Raw genomic sequence first — 20,906 nt, 5'->3', positions numbered from 1 at the left:
TTTAGTCCTCAATTTGATAACACTCGCCACTAATGCCCTGGGCCACAAACGGTACCAAATGTGCAATAACGTCTGCAATGTCGATATCCTGCTGGTAATCTGCCTTGGCGATGTCTTTGAGCGCCTGACTGGAGGCCATTGAAAATACAAAACTGCCAATGGCAAAATGCAAACGCCAGAATAACTCATCGGCCGGTACCGCGGGTAATGCGGTTCGCAACATGGCCAACAGTTTGTGAACCGTGGCACCGTAGCTGCTCATAATAAATGTACGCAAATGCCCCTGAGACTCGGTATACCCCTTGCCCAATAACTGCACGAACATTTCGGTGCCATTGGGCCGGACCGCATTCAAATTAATCAGCGGTGCCATCAGGCTTTGGAGTACCTGATCCACTCCGCGCCGGCCCACACTGGGCACCAGTACCTCAAGCGCCTCATCAATCTGCGGCATCATGACATCAAAGTAACGTTTAAGTACCGCCTGGATAAGGTTTTTCTTGCTGCCAAAATGGTAATTAACTGACGCTAAATTCACATTAGCACGGGCGGTAATTTCGCGCATTGATGTCTGACCGTAACCCTGCTCAGCGAACAGGTTTTCGGCCGCTTCAATAATTCTCGCTTTGGTGTGCTTGCTCATTTACGATTGTCTGAACCACTGCGGTAACTGACTGGTTAAACGCATAACGGCCCGCTCTGCCCCCTGGGCAAACGACATGCCTAATTTTTCGGCGACATTTTTCTTTTGGGTATACTTTACAGCAAAGATATCACGCTCAGTGACTGCATCCATAATATAGTCATCAGAGGTTTTAATGGTATCTATCAGCCCAAGTTCCAGCGCCTGACTGCCATACCAGTACTCACCTGTCGCGACTTTAGCAATGTCCAGCTTGGTGCGTTTTTCACTGACCCAGTCTTTAAACATCACGTGCACGGCTTCGAGTTCCTCACGGAACTTATCGCGGCCTTCATCGGTATTTTCGCCAAACACCGTCAGCGTGCGCTTGTATTCGCCGGCAGTATGCTGCTCAAAATCAATATCATTCTTTTTAAGCAGTTTATGAAAGTTGGGCAGCTGTGCTAAGACCCCGATAGAGCCTATGATGGCAAACTGACTGGCCAGTAACTTATCAGCAACACAGGCCATCATATAACCACCACTGGCTGCGACCTTATCGACCGCAACGATAAGAGTTAATCCCTTGTCCCGAATGCGCTGAAGTTGCGCTGCGGCCAGGCCGTAACCATGCACCACACCACCACCGCTTTCTACTTTAACCAGCACTTCATCCTTTTCACTGGCAATACATAATACCGCGGTGACTTCTTCGCGCAGTCTGTCTACTTCGTGAGCATCCATCGAGCCTTTAAAATCGATAACAAACAGCTTGCCAGCTTTATCATCCACGGTCTTTTTCTTCAGCTTTTGTTGCTTTTTTTGCTCCTTCGCCAGCTTTTTAAGGCTATCCTTGTCCATGGTGACCTGCTGAGCGTAGTGTGTGATATCTCTAAACTGATCACTCAATGAATTAATTTCGAGTTGACCTTTGCCTTGCTTTTGTTTGGCTGCAACACCGGCAACCAACGCTAAAACAATAGCTATCGACGCTATCAGGGTTACAGCTTTCGCTAAAAATAATCCGTATTCGTATAAGAATTCCACAACAGCCTCTGGGTTAGTATTTGATTGTTATTTTTTCACTGCGAATGATACCAGTGTTAAACGGCAGTGACGATACACAATGCGCTATTTAGGGGACCTGGCCATAAAAAAAGGCCAGCGATAGCCGGCCTTTTTTACGGTGTCATTAGGTTATTGCTACATTCAGTTTGCAATTACCGCGGTATTAGTCACTGGCAGTGCAGCGCCATTAGACTTAATAAAACCACTCAGCTGTAACTGCATTTCGCGGGTCACCGCCGGATCAGCTGCCGGGCTCAGGCTCGAACCATGAGCACCACTGTTAAAGCGAACCTGACCACTGACTGTGCCGCCCGAGGTATCGGAGATGGTCGAAACAACCTGCTCCAGTCCAATCATTGCTGCCATCGGGTTTTGTCCGGATAGTGGTAAAGACGTTGCCACCGGGATGACCTGATCAGGCAGTTTTTCACCACCGTCGCCCACCACCGTCATGAAGTGAACCGGCGTGTTGGCGCCAAGTATGGCGGCATAGGCCGATGGATCAGCACTGTCCAGTACGGTTTGCGCGGCAAAGGTAAACTGCGAGAATGTCGCGGCTATTTGTGCCTGCGCGGCGGCATCAATAACCGTCATAAAATCAGTAAACGCCTCAGCTAAGTCTTGCTCCGTAGGGTTATCACCATAGGTTTGCGCTACAAAGCCATTAAATTCAGGCGAAGACTCGCTTAACAACAATCCTTTAATGACCGGACCAAAGCGCGGTGAGTCCATTAAGAAGTTAGCAATACCACTTCCCGGAGACTCCAGTGAGGCCGCTTTGACATTAAACATAGCATCTAACATTGGGTTGCCCAGGGTTGAGTTAGCCAGCGCCACAAAGTTAGCACCGGTAATGGCACCCAGTGACACCCCCATGAAAGACACGTTGCTCGCGTCTAAGTCAACCGCCTGAGCGGCCGTTAAATCGGCCACAGCATTTAACCCCAGACGTAACCCGAGTAAGTCAGCCATACCCTGGCGAACATTGTCCCGGGCACTGGGCAGTGTTGCTAAATTCATAAAGTGGGTAACCGATACCGTTGTTGCATTCAGTTCGTCAACCCCATCACCATTTAAATCAAAACCGCGACTGCCGTGCATAGGCAGGTCGATGGCGATAGTCGCAATGCCATGCAGCGACAGCGTGCCAGAGGCGGCCATCATTTGCTCTTTTTGACCGGTAATGCCGTGGGCCAGAATAACCACCGGCCAGCCGTTTTCCGGCTTGCTGATTGAGACACCCAGCGCAGCAGAAATGGCCGGATCAGGAATGGTGACCTGCACGTCCAGGGTATTATCAGGCATGGTTACCTGCGGGATCGGACTGTAGCGCGTCAGGTTACGGCGATCGTCAATCATTTCGCCGTTCAGGCGTAAATCAGCTAAACCAACACTGCTGCAAAGGGCATGGTTAGGTCCTGGCGTGGCATTTTGCAACGCTTCCTGAGGCACGCCGGCCAGCACAATGCCACTGTCACACGCCGCATGCCAAAAGTCATTAACCGGCGCTAACGGATTCGTCATGCTCGGTACCGCCGAGTAATAGGGCAAGGAAATTGAGCCAGTGTAGCGCTGAGCGGCACAGAACGGGCCCGCTTGTGCTGCAAACGCTTGTGACACACCCACAGCAACGTCATTAAGCGCGCCCCAATAGGTGCTTAAGTTACCCGATAAGGTACCAAACACACCGTCACAGGTTTTCAGTAACGAAAAATCGGTAGCGTCAATCGCGGCCTGAACCGGAGCCGGCAGTCCTGCTTTCGCCTGGGTCAGCGCACCATCGAGGGTGGCATCGTTGATCAACCCCAATGCTTCCATCGCATTATCAGGGCCATTGGCATCCTCAACACGTATTACAGGCAACGCGCTGGCTAAGTCGCTGGAGCCACTTTGCAGAGCCGCGACTAAATCAGCAATCAGAAGCTGTTTAACAGTGCCCGACACATCGGTAGTTGATTGGGTGGTAAAGGCCGACACATAGGTCACTTCTTCACGAGAGTAGCCGGCATCCAGCAGCGGATCAATGTAAGAGTTTACAATCGTTTGTAACGACAGCTGCGCTTCGGTAGCCAGCGGTAACGTATCGATATCCTGTCTGACTAATTCCCAGGTCGTGGAACCCTGAACGGCTTTGCCTGAAGAGTCTTTTAAGGCGGTTGTCATTACCAGCATGTGGCCGGTAGCCGCACTCAGAGGCTTAATAGGTACCACACTGACCGTGTTATCATCGACCAGCGACAAGACATAGTCGACGCCATAGGTCAGCTGATCGCCCAGCTTACAGCCCGATGAGGGTATCTCAGCTGTTGCACAGTCAGGGTCGCTTTGATCCAGGCCCAGGGTTGCCTCATAAAGATGAATACCCGCTGACAGCGTTGATTCGTCTAACGACACACCATCAGGCGTGTTTACGTTGATGACAAAAGGCTGCTGAATTGACCAGCCGTCCAGGACATTTAAGGCATTTTGTGGATCGCTGAAATTAGTCGGATCGCTGACCGGTATATTCAACGTATAGTCAAAGAAACCATCGTCGCCGGGCAGCATCAATAAATCATTAGGAATATTCAGGTTACCATTTGCCGGATCAAACACGATGCGCGAAAACGGTGTTTGTACCTGTGTCTCGTTGTTAATGTCTTCAATGGACTCACCACCGCCACCGCAGCCGGTCAACCCCAGTGCCAAGGCAACACTGGTGCTAAGGATTAGTTTTTTCATTATATCTCCCTACAAAACGGATATTTGTTATTCTGGAAAAGCGCCTGTCCGACTGCATTGTTGAGAAGGCCTGTTACCTAGATCAGTGAATAAAAATCGAACATGTACGACCAGTTGCTATTGACATATTATTTTCTTTACGCGGATTTTGCAAAAAATTGTTAAGTTTTTGTAAGATATTATTGTAAACAATTGTAGAACCGACACTTTTTTAATCAGAAAATGCAACCATCATGGCTGTGCTAAAAGAATCGGTTTACATGATTGGGGAGTTTTGTATCATCACACCCATTGGCAAATCCGCGCGGGCAACGCATGACGCTCCCGACCCCACTAGTTTAGCAGGAAACCCACTTTATGAACGACTACAACGCACCAAAGCAGTTACTTCGCGGCAAAACCATACTGATTACCGGTGCCGGTGATGGTATCGGCAAGCAAGCCGCGCTGACTTACGCTGAATTTGGCGCGACCTGTATTTTGCTTGGCAGAACCGTTGCCAAACTTGAGGCGGTTTACGATACGATTGTCGCCGCCGGCTGGGCCGAACCTGCGATTGTGCCATTAGATTTAAATGGTGCAACACCTAAACATTATCAGGATATGGCCAATACCATCAGCGATCAGTTTGGGCATTTGGATGGCGTTTTATTTAATGCCGGCAGTCTTGGCCATTTAAGCCCGTTTGCACATATTTCAGTTGAGGAATGGCAGCAAGTCATGCAGGTGAATCTCAACAGCAGCATGTATATGCTGCAACCGCTATTGCCGCTGTTAGAAAAATCAGCCGGTGCGTCGGTGATATTTACTACCTCCTCGGTAGGACGCAAAGGCAGAGCTTTCTGGGGCACCTATTCGGTGTCAAAATTTGCCACCGAAGGCTTAATGCAGGTGCTGGCCGATGAGTACAAGAATAAACCGCTGCGCTTTAACTGTATTAATCCGGGCGCTACACGCACAAATATGCGGGCGAAGGCGTTTCCTGCCGAAAACGCTGACACCCTGAAAACGCCGGCCGATATTATGCCGCTGTACTTGTACCTGATGGGCCCGGACAGTGCCGAGGTTAACGGCGAGTCGTTAGATTGCCAGCCCAAGTAATGGCCCAACAACGCTAACCAAAAAAAGCCCCGAACGGGGCTTTTTTAATGCTGTAATTAACAGGCTTTAAGGGTTAGTCACCAATTTTGGCCCAGGTATCCCGTAAACCCACCGTTTGGTTAAACACCAACTGTGTGTCTGTGGAGTCCGGATCCAGGCAAAAATACCCTGTACGCTCAAATTGCCAACAGCCTACCTGAGGTATACGTGCCGCCAACCCAGGCTCCGCAAAACCGCGTTTAATGGTCAGGCTGTGTGGATTAATTGCTTCCACAAAGTCTGCTTCTGCAGCCGGATTAGGCACATTAAACAAACGATCGTATAAACGGAATTCAGCCGCTTCGCCACTGGCAACGTCAACCCAGTGGATAACGCCTTTGACCTTACGGCCATCGGCGGGATCTTTACCTAAGGTCTCGGCATCATAGGTGCAGTAAACGGTGGTAACATTGCCCTGCTCGTCTTTTTCAACACGATTGGCTTTCACCACATAGGCGTTTCTGAGGCGAACTTCTTTGTCGAGTACTAAACGTTTGAATTTTTTATTGGCCGACTCGCGGAAGTCATCAGCTTCAATCCATACCTCGCGACTAAAGCTAAGATTACGCGTTCCCATCGACTCATCGTTTGGATGATTAGGGGCAACCAGCGTTTCACTCTCACCTTCGGGGTAATTCTCGATCACCAGTTTAATGGGATCCAGCACCGCCATAGCGCGCGGTGCGTTAACGTTAAGATCATCGCGAATACAGGCTTCTAACATGCCCATTTCAACCATGTTATCCATTTTGGTGACGCCGATACGCTGGCAAAATTCGCGCACCGCACCCGCGGTATATCCGCGACGACGCAGGCCGGCAATGGTAGGCATACGCGGATCGTCCCAGCCGGCAACGTGTTGCTCTTCAACCAGCTGGATAAGACGACGTTTACTCAGCACGGTGTATTCCAGGTTTAAGCGCGAGAATTCGTACTGCCGTGGCGTGCAATCAATGCTGATATTCTCAATGACCCAATCATACAAACGACGGTTGTCCTGAAATTCCAGGGTACACAGTGAATGCGTAATACCTTCCAGCGCATCAGAAATACAGTGGGTAAAGTCATACATCGGGTACACACACCACTTTTCACCGGTTTGGTGATGGTGTGCAAACTTAATCCGGTAAATAACCGGATCGCGCATACACATAAACGGTGAGGCCATGTCTATTTTGGCCCGCAATGAACAGTGTCCCTCAGGGTATTCACCGGCGGTCATTTTGGCGAACTCAGCCAGATTCGTCTCAACGCTGGTATCACGATACGGGCTGTTTTTACCCGGTTCAGTCAGCGTACCGCGCATTTCGCGCATCGCTTCCTGAGCGCTAAAATCGACGTAAGCTAACCCTTTCTCTATCAATTCAACGGCAAAACCATGCAACTGATCAAAATAGTTGGATGAGTATCGCGCTTCGCCAGCCCACTCAAACCCTAACCATTTCACATCCTGCTGAATGGAATTGACGTAAGCAATATCTTCTTTGCTTGGGTTGGTGTCGTCAAAACGCAGGTTGCAAGTGCCCTGATAATCCCTGGCGATACCAAAGTTTAAACAGATCGACTTAGCGTGACCAATGTGCAAAAAGCCATTGGGCTCAGGAGGAAATCGCGTTTTAATTGTGCTGTGTACCCCGTTCGCGAGGTCTTTATCGATAATTTGACGGATAAAGTTGGTCGGACGGTGTTCAGTCTCGGCCATTCGCAATGCCCTCTTATTATAATGGTTCGTTAAATAAACAATGAGTAACGCTAGACAAACGATTGATCGCCAGCCACACTCACACATTCAATAAGTATATCACTGTCTTAGGGTCGCTAACCAACACAACTTGGCTGTCAGTGACAATAATTTATGTATACTTGGCCAAATAAAAAGCAAAAGTTACCATTTTAAATTGCTGTAAAAGAAGCATAACCATGAAACACAAGCCAACCTCTCTTGACATCGCCCACCTGGCTGGTGTGTCTCAATCGACGGTATCCAGAGCCTTAAACGACAGCCCTTTGGTGAATATCGCAACCCGTAAAAAAGTGCAGGAAATCGCCGCACAGTTAAATTATCAGGTAGACAAAAATGCCAGTAATTTACGCCGCCAGCGAAGTAACACCATTGCGTTATTATTGTTTGAGGATCCTACCTCAGATGACTCACTGGTTAATCCCTTCTTTTTGGCAATGTTAGGCAGTATCACCCGGGCTTGTGCGGCGAAAGGCTACGATCTGCTGGTATCGTTTCAGGATTTGGACAGTAACTGGCAGGCCCAGTATGAAGATTCCCATAAAGCCGACGGGTTAATTTTACTCGGCTATGGCGATTACCGGGCGTATGCCGGCAAGCTTACTCAATTACGCCAGCAACATACCCATGTAATGCGTTGGGGCGCGCCGGTAGCAGAGTCGCCGGGCATCTCCATTGGCTGTGATAATGTCAGCGGTGGCCAATCTATTGCGGCGCACCTGTTAAGTCACGGTTACCGGCGCTTTGCCTTTATTGGTGATATTGGCGACAAGGCACCTGAATTTCAAGGCCGCTATGAAGGGTTTGTTACTCGCTTATCGCCTGAGGCGACGCACATTCAGCTGGATGCAATCTCAACACAAGACGCGGGCGCTGCGGCGGCGCAACGGTTAATGAACGGCGCCGCCCCGCTGCCGGATGCCATTGTCTGCGCCGCTGACATTATCGCTGTGGGTGTGTTAGCCACGCTGCATAAAGCGGGTATCAAAGTGCCTGACCAGGTTGCCGTGGTCGGTTTTGATAATATACAGGTTGCCGCCCTGACCACGCCCAGCCTGACCACCGTGCAGCAAAATACCAATCAGGCCGGTGAAAAACTGGTGGAGAATCTATTGCTGGCAATTAATGAGCAACCCACTAAGGATCATTTATTGCCTGCTACGCTGATCGTAAGGCAGTCCTGTGGATGTCAGGTGTAATCGCTACTCCACAAAACATCCCTGTTTTACTGGCGAGACATCCGGGCCACTAACGCAGCGCGAAAATCCTCATCGGTGATAGCCTGATTGCGAACAAACACCTTTAACCCATGGGCAGGCACCAGCGCGGAGAGTTCGCCGTGGCTGACCGTTACCACGTCATCGCTGACCAGCTCCTGCCATTGACCATCGGCAACAAATTTCGTCGCAGTCAAACGCGCCGGCACATCGCCTTTGTTAAGCATGACCAACACGGTTTGTTGCACATCGCGCTCTTCGAGTACGCGGAAAAACACCGCATGATCGCCTTTGAGTGACACATTATATTGTAACCCACGTTGCAGTGCCGGCGTTGAACGGCGAATGTCGCCGACAACTGTCAACGCCCTACGGATCGGATGATCAACCGCACTATCGAGCGTTTGCTGACCAATAAAGTTACGGTTGCCGGCGTGTTCGGCAGTGCCGCGCATAAAGCCAAACTCACTGCCCTGATACACTACCGGAATTCCCCTGGCGGTAAATAACCAGTTATGGGCATCGATAAAGCCCTCATCAGAGGCGTTCATTCTTGCCATGTCATGGTTATCATAGAATGTCGTCAGATCGTACGGGTTGTGGTACGGGCCATGCGTTAAGTAGAGTACCTCATCAAGACTGGCATAGTCGCTGCCAGAATTTTCAAATACCGATACCATGGCTTTTTGCATGGGAAAGTCGAGCACGGAAATGCCGCCGTTTTTGGGCAAGGTATGCTGCGCAATAAAATTGGCATCATACTGAAAACTCTCGCCAAACATGTAAAATTGGGGATGTTTTGCCCGGATACGCTCAGCCATAGTGCGCCAAAAGTCGTGGGAGACATGGCGAATGGTATCAATACGAAAGGCGTCTGCGCCCTGCTCTATCCAGTACAAATAGCTGTTGATCAGATAATCCTGTACCGCCGGATTATGTTCATTCAGGTTAGATAATTTAACCAGATCAGGATACGGATGAAAAAATGCGTGCAGGGGTTCGCCGTCAGGATTAAGTTGCGCCGGGGCAAGGTTCATATGATCGGCAACCAGATTACCCTGTTGGTCATACAGCTCACCAAATCCGGGTTGATCCGCTGGCATGGTCCAACTGGGGGAACCATGGTTAGCAACAATATCAAAAACGGTTTTAAGGCCATGCTGGCGCATAGCGCGGGTAAACGCCGCGTAATCAAGATCTGCACTCACCAAATGCTCGTCGGCTTTATAAAAGTTAGTTGCCCAATAGCCGTGGTAACCCGTTTTACCGCCGTCCTTAAACTGCCCGCCATAGGTAATTTGTTCATCACCACTAAACGCCTGGTCGGGATTATCCAGTATGGGCGATAACCAGATTGCACTAAAGCCCATATCCTTAATGTAGTGGACGTTATTCAACACGCCCTGCAGATCGCCGCCCATATAGCCCACATTGGCAAATTTGCCGTCGGGTCCGTCAAGACGCAGTTGCCAGGTCGGGTACTCACCCCCCTGCTGTTCATAATTATTACTGGCATCACCATCAACAAAACGGTCGGTTAATACAAAATAAATGGCCTCGGCAGCAAACGGCTCCTTGGTGCCATAGATTTCAGTAACAGGCTTGTCGGGTGTTGAACGACATCCCGAGGCAAGTGCAGCAGCCAGCAGCGAAACGGCGAATAAAGGTACTTTCATATTAGTTTGATTCAGCATAAGCATGGTCTTTGACAAAAAATACCGCCACAGCTCCGGCAAGCATGGAAACTCCGGCGATAATAATGATAAAGATGGCCTCATTAGCAAAGATGTGATTCAACATCCATCCCGCTGACAGACCAGCGATAATTTGTGGCGCAGCAACGGTATAATTGAAAATACCCATGTAGACACCGGTTTGTTTGGCTGGCAAGGCGCCGGCCAGCATTGCATAAGGCATGGCAAGAATAGCAGCCCATGCCATGCCGACCCCAATCATCGGCAGTAACAGTTGTACGGCCCCCACCGGTACGGTGACCTCAGTGATCAATAAGTTAACCGTCACCGCAGTCATGTCGTCAAACAGTAAAAAACACAAATAGCCCACACCGCCAGCCGCTAAAGAAAAACTGTATACGCGTTTACGTCCCAGGCGATTCGCCAGACTGGCAAGAAAGACGGAAAAGACCGCGGCAAATACCGAATAACCAGCGAATAAAATACCGACCCAGTCACCGGCAGCACCTTTCGCCCGGGCTATTTCTGCAGGAATGACTGCCAGCGTGCCCAGAAAGACCGGATCAAACCACTGTTTATCCACGTGCCAGATGTGCTGAGTAATCGCAGGCGTGGTATATACCCACATAATGTACAGAGCAAACCAGGAGAAAAACTGCACCACCGCCAATTGTTTCATGGTTTGGGGCATATTCACGATAAGACTCAAAAACGCCTTTAAGCGGGTGCCAAGCGGTAATGTTGGTTGGTCATCAGGCTCAGAGTCGACCCCCTTGTAGCGATGGTATTCAGCCGGGGCATATTCTTTAGTACGAAATACCGTCCACAACACCGAGCCCAGCAACACCGAAGCGCCAAGATAAAACGCCCACACCACCGACGGTGCCACTTCGCCAGCCTTAGCGCTATTTTCCAGGCCGACAACGTTGGTCAGCACGAAGGGCAAAATCGATCCAATCACTGCACCAATATTAATAAGCAATGCCTGCACCGAGTATCCCTGATTACGCTGTGACACGGGAACCATGTCGGACACCAGTGACCGAAACGGTTGAAAGCACACATTGAAACTGGCATCCATTAACGCCAGCATAATAGCTCCAAAAATCATCGGCGCCATAATCGCCACGAACAAGGGCGCATTCGGCATAAGCAGCATACCCAGTGCTGCCGCAATCGCCCCCGCCAGAATAAACGGTCGGCGTCGGCCCAATCGGTTCCAGGTTCGATCTGACGCCGCCCCGACCCAGGGTTGCACAATTAACCCCATAATAGGCGCTACCAACCAATACAGTGACAGCGAATGTAAATCGGCCCCCAGGTCAGACAATATTCTGCTTACGTTGGCATTTTGCAATGCAAAGCCAAACTGAACACCCAGAAAGCCGAAGCTAACATTCCATATTTGCCAAAACGACAGGGTCGGCTGTTGGTTATTTTGCTTAGTAAAAGAATCCATATTTATTGACTAACTGCTAGCATGATAGTGAATCCAACTCTATACCCAACATACGTCAGCGAGACGTCAGGTCTGTTAATAGTTCGTTAAAATAAAGATTAAATACTAACTGCTAGTGTGCTAATTACCAACTCAGTGCATACGTATTCAGTTTTAATAATGTCATTTTTCCGCCTCGCTCTGCACTGATTGCCAGCACCGGTGCGCTGCCCCCTGTTCACTGGTGTGCATATTGCATAAGCACCGGCTGACATAAGCACCTGAAAGTCGTATCGTGGGGTTACATTGGATTCTGGTTGGATTTTGATATCGGCAATACTTGTATTTACCATGCAGGCCGGCTTTTTATGCCTGGAAACTGGCAAAGTACGCAGCAAAAACAGCATAAATGTGGCGGCTAAGAACCTGTCTGATTTGATTTTGTCATCCATAATTTTTTGGATGTTTGGCTTTGCTGTCATGTTTGGCCAGTCAGCCTCGGGCTATTTTGGTACGACCGAGTTCTTTTTTGGTGCAAATAATACGCCGTGGCAATATAGCTTTTTCTTGTTCCAAATGATGTTTTGCGGTACGACTGCCACGTTAGTCTCGGGCGCTGTTGCTGAACGCATGACCTATCGTGGTTACCTGCTCATTACCATCGTATTGTGTACGTTGATTTATCCCTTTGTTGGTCACTGGGCCTGGGCCTCACTGTTTAATGCCAACAATCTGGGCTGGTTGGAAAAGATTGGTTTTATTGATTTTGCCGGTTCCACGGTGGTTCACTCGGTTGGCGGCTGGGTGAGCCTGGCTGCTATTTTGATACTGGGCCCAAGGATTGGTCGCTTTGACGGCGACGCGTCTTTTCCCGCCGGGAGCAATTTACCGTTGTCGGTACTCGGTACATTACTAATTTGGTTCGGTTGGTTTGGCTTTAACGGCGGCAGCACTCTGGCGCTTACCGACCAGGTGCCGACGATTTTAGTCAACACCTGTCTGGCCGCGTCTTTTGGCGGCTTAAGTGCCAGTTTAATATTTTCCTGCAGCCACCGTTACATGGACGTAAGTTTTATGCTGAACGGCGTTATCGCCGGACTGGTGGCCATTACAGCCAGCGCGAATGTCGTCACGCCGGCCAGCGCTGCGGTGATCGGCAGCGTTGCCGGAGTGGTCATGAGTAGCAGCGAGAAACTCCTTATTCGCTACAAAATTGATGATGCTCTGGGTGTGGTACCGACCCATTTATTTGCCGGTATTTGGGGCACGTTGGCTGTGGCACTGTTCCACCCTGCGATTATTCTGCTAAGCAATGCATTCTGGCAGCAACTGTTGACGCAGAGCATCGGGATTATCGTCACCGGCGTGTTCAGTTTCACTTGCAGCTGGCTCGCACTGTATTTAATTAATCGAAAATTCCCTCTGCGGGTCAGCGCGCATGAGGAATATGTCGGTATGAATATTACCGAGCACAATGCCAAAACTGAATTACTCGATCTGCTTAACTCTATGGATACACAGGAAAAAGAGGCCAATTTTAGTCAACCTGTGCCGGAAGAGCCTTTCACCGAAGTAGGCCAGATTGCGCGTCAGTATAATCGCGTTATTGAGCGCGTACAGTTTGAAATGACCGAACGCGATGCGGCATTAAATGACTTTAAGAGCAGTGAAAAACGTAAGAGTGCCATTTTAAACTCGTCAATGGACAGCATCGTCACCATTAATTTGCAAGGCAAAATCATTGAGTTTAACCCCGCTGCCGAACGTACTTTTGGCTGTTTGCAGGCCAAGGTGATGGACCAGAACTTTATTGACCTGTTTGTCCTCGCCAAAGACCGGGAAAAAGTATCCCACAGCCTAAAAAATAAATTTGTCGACTCACAAGGCTTACTCATTAACCGGCGTAATAGCATTCACTTACGACGCTCTACTGATGATGAGTTTCCTGCCGAAATTACCATTACCGGCACCACGTTTGGCAGTACCGTCAGCAATGAGTTTACGTTACACATACGTGATGTCACCCGGCAACGCCGGTTGCAGGAAAAGCTTAGGGAGTTAGCCTACAGTGACCCACTGACCGGCCTGTACAATCGCACCTACTTTCTCGATGCACTACAAGTGGCATTGCGGCGCATTCAGAGTACCAGCGATACAGTATCAGTGTTCTTTCTCGATCTTGACCGGTTCAAAAAAATCAATGATACCCTGGGTCATCAGGCCGGCGACCAATTACTCCTCGAAGTTGCCACCAGACTGGTTAATGTGACGCGCGAAAACGATATCATCGCGCGTTGGGGTGGCGATGAATTTGTGATCCTGATGGTCGGCCAGCATGACGAAGACAGCATCGTCATCAGTGCCACCAAAATACTGCAGGTAATGCGTGAGGTGGTGAATTTAGGGGGCCGGGAATTAAAGATACCGACCAGCATTGGCATCAGTATTACCAACGACGCCAGCAGACTGCCCATGACACTGATCCAGCAAGCCGATATTGCCATGTATCAGGCCAAGCAGGCCGGACGGGATAACTTTAAGCTGTTTGAAGACAGTATGGCAAAAGAAGCCTCTGAATTATTCGATTTTGAACAAAACCTGCGTCAGGCTATTCAGGCCAAAAAAGACTTTGTCATGCTCTATCAACCAAAACTGAATGCCATGCGTCAAGTCATTGGTCTGGAGGCGCTGGTGAGACTGCAAAGCGCAACCGACGAATATTACTCACCGACGGCCTTTATTCCGGTTGCCGAAGAATCCGGCCAAATTATCAGGCTGGAAGAACTTATCCTGAACCTGGTATTTAAACAACTTGCCATCTGGCATGCGCAATACCGCCAGGTACCCAGAGTGTCTATTAACCTGTCGGGCAAACATTTATTGTCAGACACATTTTTGACCTTTCTGAATGAATGTATGGGTGCACACGGTATCGATGGGGATTGGATCGAATTTGAAGTAACCGAAAGCGTCTTTTTAAGCGACATTGACCGTTGTATCAGCGTATTAAGAGCCTTACGGGCACTCAGCATTTCAATTGCCATCGACGATTTTGGTACCGGTTACTCTTCGCTTAATTACCTGAAAACCCTACCTGTGGATGTGCTGAAGATTGATCGGACCTTTGTGATTGAGTGCGCCAACCAAAAAGAAGATGCCAAAATTTGCTCAACCATCATTGAACTGGCCTCAACGTTAGGGTTAACAACCGTCGCCGAGGGCGTCGAAACCGCCGCGCAATTTGAGTTTCTTCAACAACAAGGTTGCCAGGCCTATCAGGGTTATTACTTTCACCGGCCACTGACCACTTTGCAGGTGCCTGCCCTGTTTGCCGCCAATGGCAGTGAATGAACAGCGCACAAATACCGCGTGTCCTACTCTCTCAATCAAGCCGCAGACCATTGTTGTTATCGCGGCTTTGACGTATGAAAGCGTCAGAACGGTCGTATTGCCCTTTTGCCAGGCGATCGTACAACAGGATGTTTGCCGTCGCGGCAAGATTGAGACTATTGAACGTTGGGATATACACCACTGCGTCACAACGCCTGACTAAATCGGGCGCCAGACTGCCATCTTCAGGGCCAAATAAGTAATAGGCATTGTCGGGGTGAGTAAACTCCGGCAGCGGGATGGCCCCTTCAACCAGTTCAACACCAACGACCACAGCGCCTTGCGGTATAACCGTGTCCAGGCGTTCGACGCCAATGGTCGGGATCACCCGATGAAAGGATTTAGTGTCGGCGTTAAATTCTTTAGCATAGCCAAAACGCTGCCCGGTATAAAACACACTGCTCACACCAAAGCAGCCGGCCGCGCGTAAGATGCTGGCGACGTTGGTGGCTGATTTCGGATTTTGCAAACCAATGGTAACGGCTGAGTACACGATATTTCTCTTTAAAAAGAGGATAGTTTAATGGCTCAGACAAAAATCACAATATTGATTGCACAGCGGCTATCAATGTAGGCCGCAATTCTCCTCATAGTATTATTTGTGTTTGCCTGTCTTTGGTAAAACTCTCAATTTCTGGGTAACACCGCATCACTTTTGGAAATCCTACACGAATCAGGGAATATTTTGCCTGAACCCTATGGACACAGACACTAAAAGCGTCAAAGAAAACAAAATATAACCTTTATTATCATTAACTTAAGTTACACCATGTATCAGGTACAATTCCTGCAAAAGCCTCTCTATACAGGAAAAAGCCGACAATACTACGGCTCACAGGGGTTAAACATGACGTCAAAAACAATCTTTGATACCAAAACAAACTGTTGGCAGGAAACCCATGCTAACTTTGCGACACCGCTAATTGACTGTGCTAATTATTATCGTGCGTTGCACTCCAGCATTTGCAAAGCAGAGAAAGAAATTATCATCATTGGCTGGGATATTGATAGTCGTATCCGTTTGCTGCACGGCGAAGATGAAGAGCAATCTGAAGCCCCCTCTCGAATCGGTGAATTAATTAAATGGAAAGCAGAGCAAAACCCCGATCTTAAAATTTACTTGCTACGCTGGGACTCGTCATTTGCGTTTTTTGACCAGCGCGAAATGTGGGCACTGGAAGTGTGGCAGGACAAAACCCCCGACAATGTGAAAGCACTGCTGGATGACTCAATTCCCATGGGCGGTTCACAACATCAAAAAGTCGTACTTATCGATAACGAAGTGCTCTTTTCAGGCGGCATGGATGTAGCATTACACCGCTGGGACACGCGTGATCACAAGATTGAAGAAAGCGAACGCGATGGGCCGGATGGCGAATATGGCCCACTCCATGATGTGCAAATTGTATCCTGCGGCCCACTGGTGAATCACTTTGCCGAACTGGCCCGCTGGCGCTGGGATCGCATTGCACAGGCCCCAATGCCCACAGCGGAAACCACCGAATCTGATAACGAGCTCCCGGCAACCTGGCCAGAAGGGGTCGAGCCATGCTTTACCAATGTCGATTGCGCCATTGCCCGCACCATTCCGGAAATGGAAGACGTGGAGCCCGTGCAGGAAGTCTGCCACATGCTATTAGACGTTATTGGCAGTGCTGAGGAATTTATTTATATCGAAAATCAGTTCGCCACCCGCGAGGAAATCGCCAAAGCGTTAAACAAACGCTTAAAGGAATGCCCCAAATTAAATGTGATGATTGTGAGCTCCTACGATCCTAAAGGACTGTTCGAATCAGAAGCCTACTGGGCCAGTCGTATTGCCTTTAAAGACATTATTGAAGACGGCATCGACGATGGGCGGGCAATGATGACCTATTCATCGATTCGTGACAGACAGGGAAAAATGGCCTACAAACGGATCCATTCAAAGGTCATGGCGGTGGACGATAAATACCTCATTATAGGCTCAGCGAACTTAAGTAACCGCTCAATGTCACTGGATACAGAAGTCGATCTGATTTTGCACGGCAATAACGAGGAAAACCGTGACTGCATTCGGTTAATCAGAAACGATTTGTTAGCGGAACATTCTGGGCGCACCGTAGAAGATGTCGCCACACTTATCGACAGTGACACGCCGGTCCAGGCATTAATGGATGGTCAACTGGCCCACGGTTACGTTCTGACCGAAATCGACGATAATGAATTTACCGATCCGTCGCAGGAAAATGTCTTCAGAAGTATTTCCGACCCGGAGAAGCCACTTGGCCCCCCTATTCCCAGTCTCAACGGTAAACTAACCTGGATAACCAACCCCAGGCGTCGCACTATCATGATTGCGCTGGGACTCACTATTCTTAGCGTACTGGTGGGCATTCTTCTCTACATCAGCAATACCGTATCATGGCTGGATGGCGATCAAATTACGGCATTCCTGGAAGAAAGCCGCGGCACCTATTTTGCGCTACCCACCGTGTTATTGGTGTACCTGGTGGGCGGCTTGTTATTTTTCCCGGTCACGGTGTTGTCGTTGGCAGTGGCAGCCATCTTTGGTCCTATCTGGGGACCGGTTTACGGTATGCTCGGTGCCCTGCTAAGCGCCGGCGTAACCTTTGTTATTGGTAAATTACTGGGTAACGCAGGCTTGAGAAAGCTCGGTGGTCCCAAGGTTGAAGCCGTGGATGCCAAACTGAAAGAAAGCGGCATTGTAGGGGTTGCCACCATTCGAATGCTACCCATTGCCCCATTCAGCCTGGTTAATCTGGTGGCCGGAATATCATCGATTACCCTGGTGCAATTCTTGATCGGGACATTTTTTGGCATGTTTCCTCAAATGATTGCCAAAGGTCTGGTGGGCGACTCAATAATGCAAATATTTAAAAGTCCCTCAAAAGAAACGGTGACCTATCTGGTGATCGGACTGGCGTTCTGGGTGGCTATGATTTTTGGTTCACAAAAGCTGGCAAAATTGTATCAAGCAAAAAAACAGCAGAAGAAAAAGGATGAATCCGAAGAATGTATCGCCTGATTTCGTATAACTTACATAGTGGTATTGGCCGTGACGGAATACAGGACTATCATCGCATTGGGCGGTTTCTGGCTGCTCAGAATGCCGACTTTGTGCTGCTGCAGGAGATGGACACCCGGCCTCAGGAGCGCGGTGTCAACGACGATATCTCCGCAATCTGTGCCAATGGCCACTTTGAGCTCATTCCGGGAAAAACCATGACCACCGCGTACGGTTGGTATGGCAACGCAATTTTAAGCCGGCACCCGGTGTTACACCGGCAGCAGTTCGACATTAGCGTAGAAAACCGTGAGCCAAGAACCCTGCAACAGGTGGTGGTATCAGCCAATGACCATCAAATTAGCTTACTTAATGCCCATTTAGGCCTCAAAAAAAGAGAGCGGGCCTACCAGGCCCGTTGCCTGTATGACGCGGTGAGTGATATTCAACAGCGCTTTAATATACCTGCCTGTGTGGGCGGTGATATGAACGAATGGTGGCCTAACACGAAGATTTTTAAACGTTTGGATAAACAGTATCGTCAACTTGATACCGGGCGGACCTTTCCCAGCCAACTGCCGTTAATTAAGTTAGATCGCCTGTGGGCGAGTAAGCGAATAATTGTCAGTGAGGTGGGCAGGCTGCGTGGTGCTGCCTTTGATCATTTTTCTGACCATTTGCCTGTGCAGATGGACTTTGATATCGCGTTACCCGAACAGTAGTGGTTGCAACTCATCAGATACGCATAAAAAAGCCCGCGATAAACGCGGGCTTTTGCTATCCGTGGTAGCGATACGCTACGCTGGGCGGTGATTACCAGCCAGTCGCTTCGCGTAATGCTTTACCGATATCCGCTAATGAGCGGACAGTTTTAACGCCAGCGGCTTCAAGGGCAGCAAATTTCTCATCTGCAGTACCTTTACCACCTGCAATGATAGCACCGGCATGACCCATACGCTTACCAGGAGGCGCTGTAACACCCGCAATGTAAGACACTACAGGCTTAGTCACGTTTTCTTTAATAAACGCCGCCGCTTCTTCTTCAGCCGTACCACCAATTTCACCAATCATTACGATTGCTTCAGTTTGTGGATCGTCCTGGAACAATTTCAGGATGTCGATGAAGTTAGAACCAGGGATAGGATCACCACCAATACCTACACAGGTAGACTGGCCGAAACCTTCGTCCGTGGTTTGCTTAACCGCTTCATAAGTCAGTGTACCTGAACGCGACACAATGCCCACTTTACCAGGCTTGTGAATGTGACCAGGCATGATACCAATCTTACACTCTCCCGGCGTGATCACACCCGGACAGTTAGGACCAATCATACGTGCGCCTTTGGCATTTACGTATTCTTTAACGTAAAGCATATCGATAGTCGGAATACCTTCAGTGATACAAACCACTAATTCGATACCCGCATCAACCGCTTCAACAATTGAATCTTTACAGAATGGTGCTGGCACATAAATAACCGTTGCCGTTGCGCCAGTGGCTTCAACCGCTTCGCGTACAGTATTAAATACCGGCAGGCCTAAATGCGTTGTGCCACCTTTACCAGGTGTTACACCGCCAACCATTTGTGTACCGTATTCGATTGCTTGCTCAGAGTGGAATGTGCCCTGACCGCCAGTAAAACCCTGACAGATAACTTTCGTATCTTTACCAATCAAAACCGACATTATTTACCCTCCGCCGCTGCAACAACTTTCTCTGCTGCGTCCGTTAATGACTCTGCAGCAATGATATCCAAACCAGAATTTGCCAGTACTTCACGGCCTAACTCTGCATTGGTACCTTCAAGGCGAACAACAACTGGTACTTTAACGCCAACTTCTTTCACCGCGCCGATGATACCTTCAGCAATCATGTCACAACGTACGATACCACCGAAGATGTTAACCAGTACGGCTTTCACGTTGTCGTCAGACAGGATAATTTTAAATGCTTCAGCTACACGCTCTTTAGTCGCGCCGCCACCAACATCGAGGAAGTTAGCCGGGCTACCGCCGTGCAGATTTACGATATCCATGGTACCCATGGCCAGACCCGCACCGTTAACCATACAGCCAACGTTACCGTCCAGTGCTACGTAGTTCAGTTCGTACTGAGCCGCGTGCGCTTCACGAGGATCTTCCTGTGAAGGGTCTTTCATGTCCTTCAGCTTAGGCTGGCGGTACATTGCATTACTGTCGACGCCTAATTTCGCATCCAGACAGTGAAGATTACCGTCATCTTTGATAACCAGCGGATTGATTTCAATCAGCGCAAGATCAAGATCTTCAAACATCTTAGCCAGACCCATAAAGATCTGTACAAATTGTTTAACCTGAACGCCTTGCAGACCTAATTTAAACGCCATTTCGCGTGCCTGGTAAGGCTGTGGTCCAACAATTGGGTCGATTTCTGCTTTAAGAATCTTCTCAGGGGTTTCTTCAGCAACGGTCTCAATTTCTACGCCGCCTTCAGTAGACGCCATGAAAACAACACGACGGGTACCACGGTCAACTACCGCACCTAAGTACAATTCGTTCGCGATATCAGTGCAAGATTCAACTAAAATCTTGCTCACAGGCTGACCATTCTCGTCAGTCTGGAATGTCACCAGGTTTTTGCCTAACCACTTTTCAGCAAAAGCGCGAATTTCATCTTTAGTTTTAACCAGCTTTACACCGCCGGCTTTACCACGTCCACCGGCGTGGACCTGACATTTAACAACCCATTCGTCACCGCCAATACGGTCTGCAGCTTCTACTGCACCCTGTGGGGTATCTGATGCGTATCCTTCAGAAACAGGCAAGCCATATTCTTTGAATAGCTGCTTACCTTGGTATTCATGCAAATTCATGGTGTTTCTTTCCGAT

General features: G+C 49.1%; 14 protein-coding genes. 5 read left to right on the top strand and 9 right to left on the bottom strand.

Features of this window, described 5'->3' with window-relative positions; all coding sequences use genetic code 11:
- Position 1: 1 nt before the first annotated feature.
- The 3 genes from OIK42_RS09350 to OIK42_RS09340 all read right to left on the bottom strand — a co-directional run bounded on the left by OIK42_RS09350 (position 2) and on the right by OIK42_RS09340 (position 4,411).
- Positions 2 to 643, bottom strand: a complete 642-nt coding sequence (locus OIK42_RS09350; RefSeq protein ID WP_273639981.1) for a TetR/AcrR family transcriptional regulator — start codon at positions 641 to 643, stop codon at positions 2 to 4.
- Positions 644 to 1,669, bottom strand: a complete 1,026-nt coding sequence (sohB, locus tag OIK42_RS09345; RefSeq protein WP_273639979.1) for a protease SohB — start codon at positions 1,667 to 1,669, stop codon at positions 644 to 646.
- Positions 1,670 to 1,831: 162 nt separating this feature from the next.
- On the bottom strand, positions 1,832 to 4,411 hold the full coding sequence (locus OIK42_RS09340) for a VolA/Pla-1 family phospholipase (RefSeq protein ID WP_273639977.1): 2,580 nt from the start codon (positions 4,409 to 4,411) through the stop codon (positions 1,832 to 1,834).
- 357 nt (positions 4,412 to 4,768) lie between these two features.
- Between OIK42_RS09340 and OIK42_RS09335 the strand changes: the two genes are divergently transcribed.
- On the top strand, positions 4,769 to 5,512 hold the full coding sequence (locus OIK42_RS09335) for a YciK family oxidoreductase (protein WP_273639975.1): 744 nt from the start codon (positions 4,769 to 4,771) through the stop codon (positions 5,510 to 5,512).
- Between the two features lie 73 nt (positions 5,513 to 5,585).
- Here the strand turns inward: OIK42_RS09335 and glnS are convergent, their stop codons facing one another.
- Positions 5,586 to 7,253: a glutamine--tRNA ligase gene (gene glnS, locus OIK42_RS09330; RefSeq protein ID WP_273639973.1), complete on the bottom strand. Its 1,668-nt coding sequence runs from the start codon at positions 7,251 to 7,253 to the stop codon at positions 5,586 to 5,588.
- 218 nt (positions 7,254 to 7,471) lie between these two features.
- On the opposite strand from glnS, the gene OIK42_RS09325 reads away from it, so the two are divergent.
- Positions 7,472 to 8,491: a LacI family DNA-binding transcriptional regulator gene (locus OIK42_RS09325; protein ID WP_273639971.1), complete on the top strand. Its 1,020-nt coding sequence runs from the start codon at positions 7,472 to 7,474 to the stop codon at positions 8,489 to 8,491.
- Between the two features lie 26 nt (positions 8,492 to 8,517).
- Here OIK42_RS09325 and OIK42_RS09320 read toward each other — a convergent pair whose 3' ends face one another.
- Both OIK42_RS09320 and OIK42_RS09315 read right to left on the bottom strand, forming a co-directional pair.
- Positions 8,518 to 10,185 (bottom strand): alpha-amylase family glycosyl hydrolase, encoded by a 1,668-nt coding sequence (locus OIK42_RS09320; RefSeq protein WP_273639969.1) that lies wholly within the window; start codon positions 10,183 to 10,185, stop codon positions 8,518 to 8,520.
- Position 10,186: 1 nt separating this feature from the next.
- Positions 10,187 to 11,662 carry an MFS transporter gene (locus OIK42_RS09315; RefSeq protein ID WP_273639967.1) on the bottom strand — a complete coding sequence of 492 codons (1,476 nt, stop codon included), beginning with the start codon at positions 11,660 to 11,662 and terminating at the stop codon, positions 10,187 to 10,189.
- Between the two features lie 285 nt (positions 11,663 to 11,947).
- On the opposite strand from OIK42_RS09315, the gene amt reads away from it, so the two are divergent.
- The gene (gene amt / locus OIK42_RS09310) at positions 11,948 to 14,992 is read left to right on the top strand and encodes an ammonium transporter (protein WP_273639965.1); all 3,045 of its coding nucleotides are present in this window, start codon (positions 11,948 to 11,950) and stop codon (positions 14,990 to 14,992) included.
- 31 nt (positions 14,993 to 15,023) lie between these two features.
- Here amt and OIK42_RS09305 read toward each other — a convergent pair whose 3' ends face one another.
- Positions 15,024 to 15,527: a TrmH family RNA methyltransferase gene (locus tag OIK42_RS09305; RefSeq protein ID WP_273641469.1), complete on the bottom strand. Its 504-nt coding sequence runs from the start codon at positions 15,525 to 15,527 to the stop codon at positions 15,024 to 15,026.
- 351 nt (positions 15,528 to 15,878) lie between these two features.
- Here OIK42_RS09305 and OIK42_RS09300 point away from each other — a divergent pair, with 351 nt between their 5' ends.
- Together OIK42_RS09300 and OIK42_RS09295 are read left to right on the top strand one after the other, a co-directional pair.
- Positions 15,879 to 18,059 (top strand): VTT domain-containing protein, encoded by a 2,181-nt coding sequence (locus tag OIK42_RS09300; protein WP_273639963.1) that lies wholly within the window; start codon positions 15,879 to 15,881, stop codon positions 18,057 to 18,059.
- On the top strand, positions 18,047 to 18,760 hold the full coding sequence (locus OIK42_RS09295; RefSeq protein WP_273639961.1) for an endonuclease/exonuclease/phosphatase family protein: 714 nt from the start codon (positions 18,047 to 18,049) through the stop codon (positions 18,758 to 18,760). The genes OIK42_RS09300 and OIK42_RS09295 overlap by 13 nt, the downstream gene beginning before the upstream one ends.
- Positions 18,761 to 18,851: 91 nt before the next feature.
- Here OIK42_RS09295 and sucD read toward each other — a convergent pair whose 3' ends face one another.
- Both sucD and sucC read right to left on the bottom strand, forming a co-directional pair.
- The gene (gene sucD, locus OIK42_RS09290; protein ID WP_273639960.1) at positions 18,852 to 19,724 is read right to left on the bottom strand and encodes a succinate--CoA ligase subunit alpha; all 873 of its coding nucleotides are present in this window, start codon (positions 19,722 to 19,724) and stop codon (positions 18,852 to 18,854) included.
- A complete protein-coding gene (sucC, locus tag OIK42_RS09285; protein ID WP_273639958.1) occupies positions 19,724 to 20,890 on the bottom strand; it encodes an ADP-forming succinate--CoA ligase subunit beta in 1,167 nt (388 codons plus the stop codon). Before sucC ends, sucD begins: the two co-directional genes overlap by 1 nt.
- Between the last annotated feature and the right edge of the window lie 16 nt (positions 20,891 to 20,906).

It is taken from the genome of Alteromonas gilva (assembly GCF_028595265.1).
Lineage (GTDB): Bacteria > Pseudomonadota > Gammaproteobacteria > Enterobacterales > Alteromonadaceae > Alteromonas > Alteromonas gilva.
This window is presented reverse-complemented; position numbering and strand designations above follow the sequence as displayed.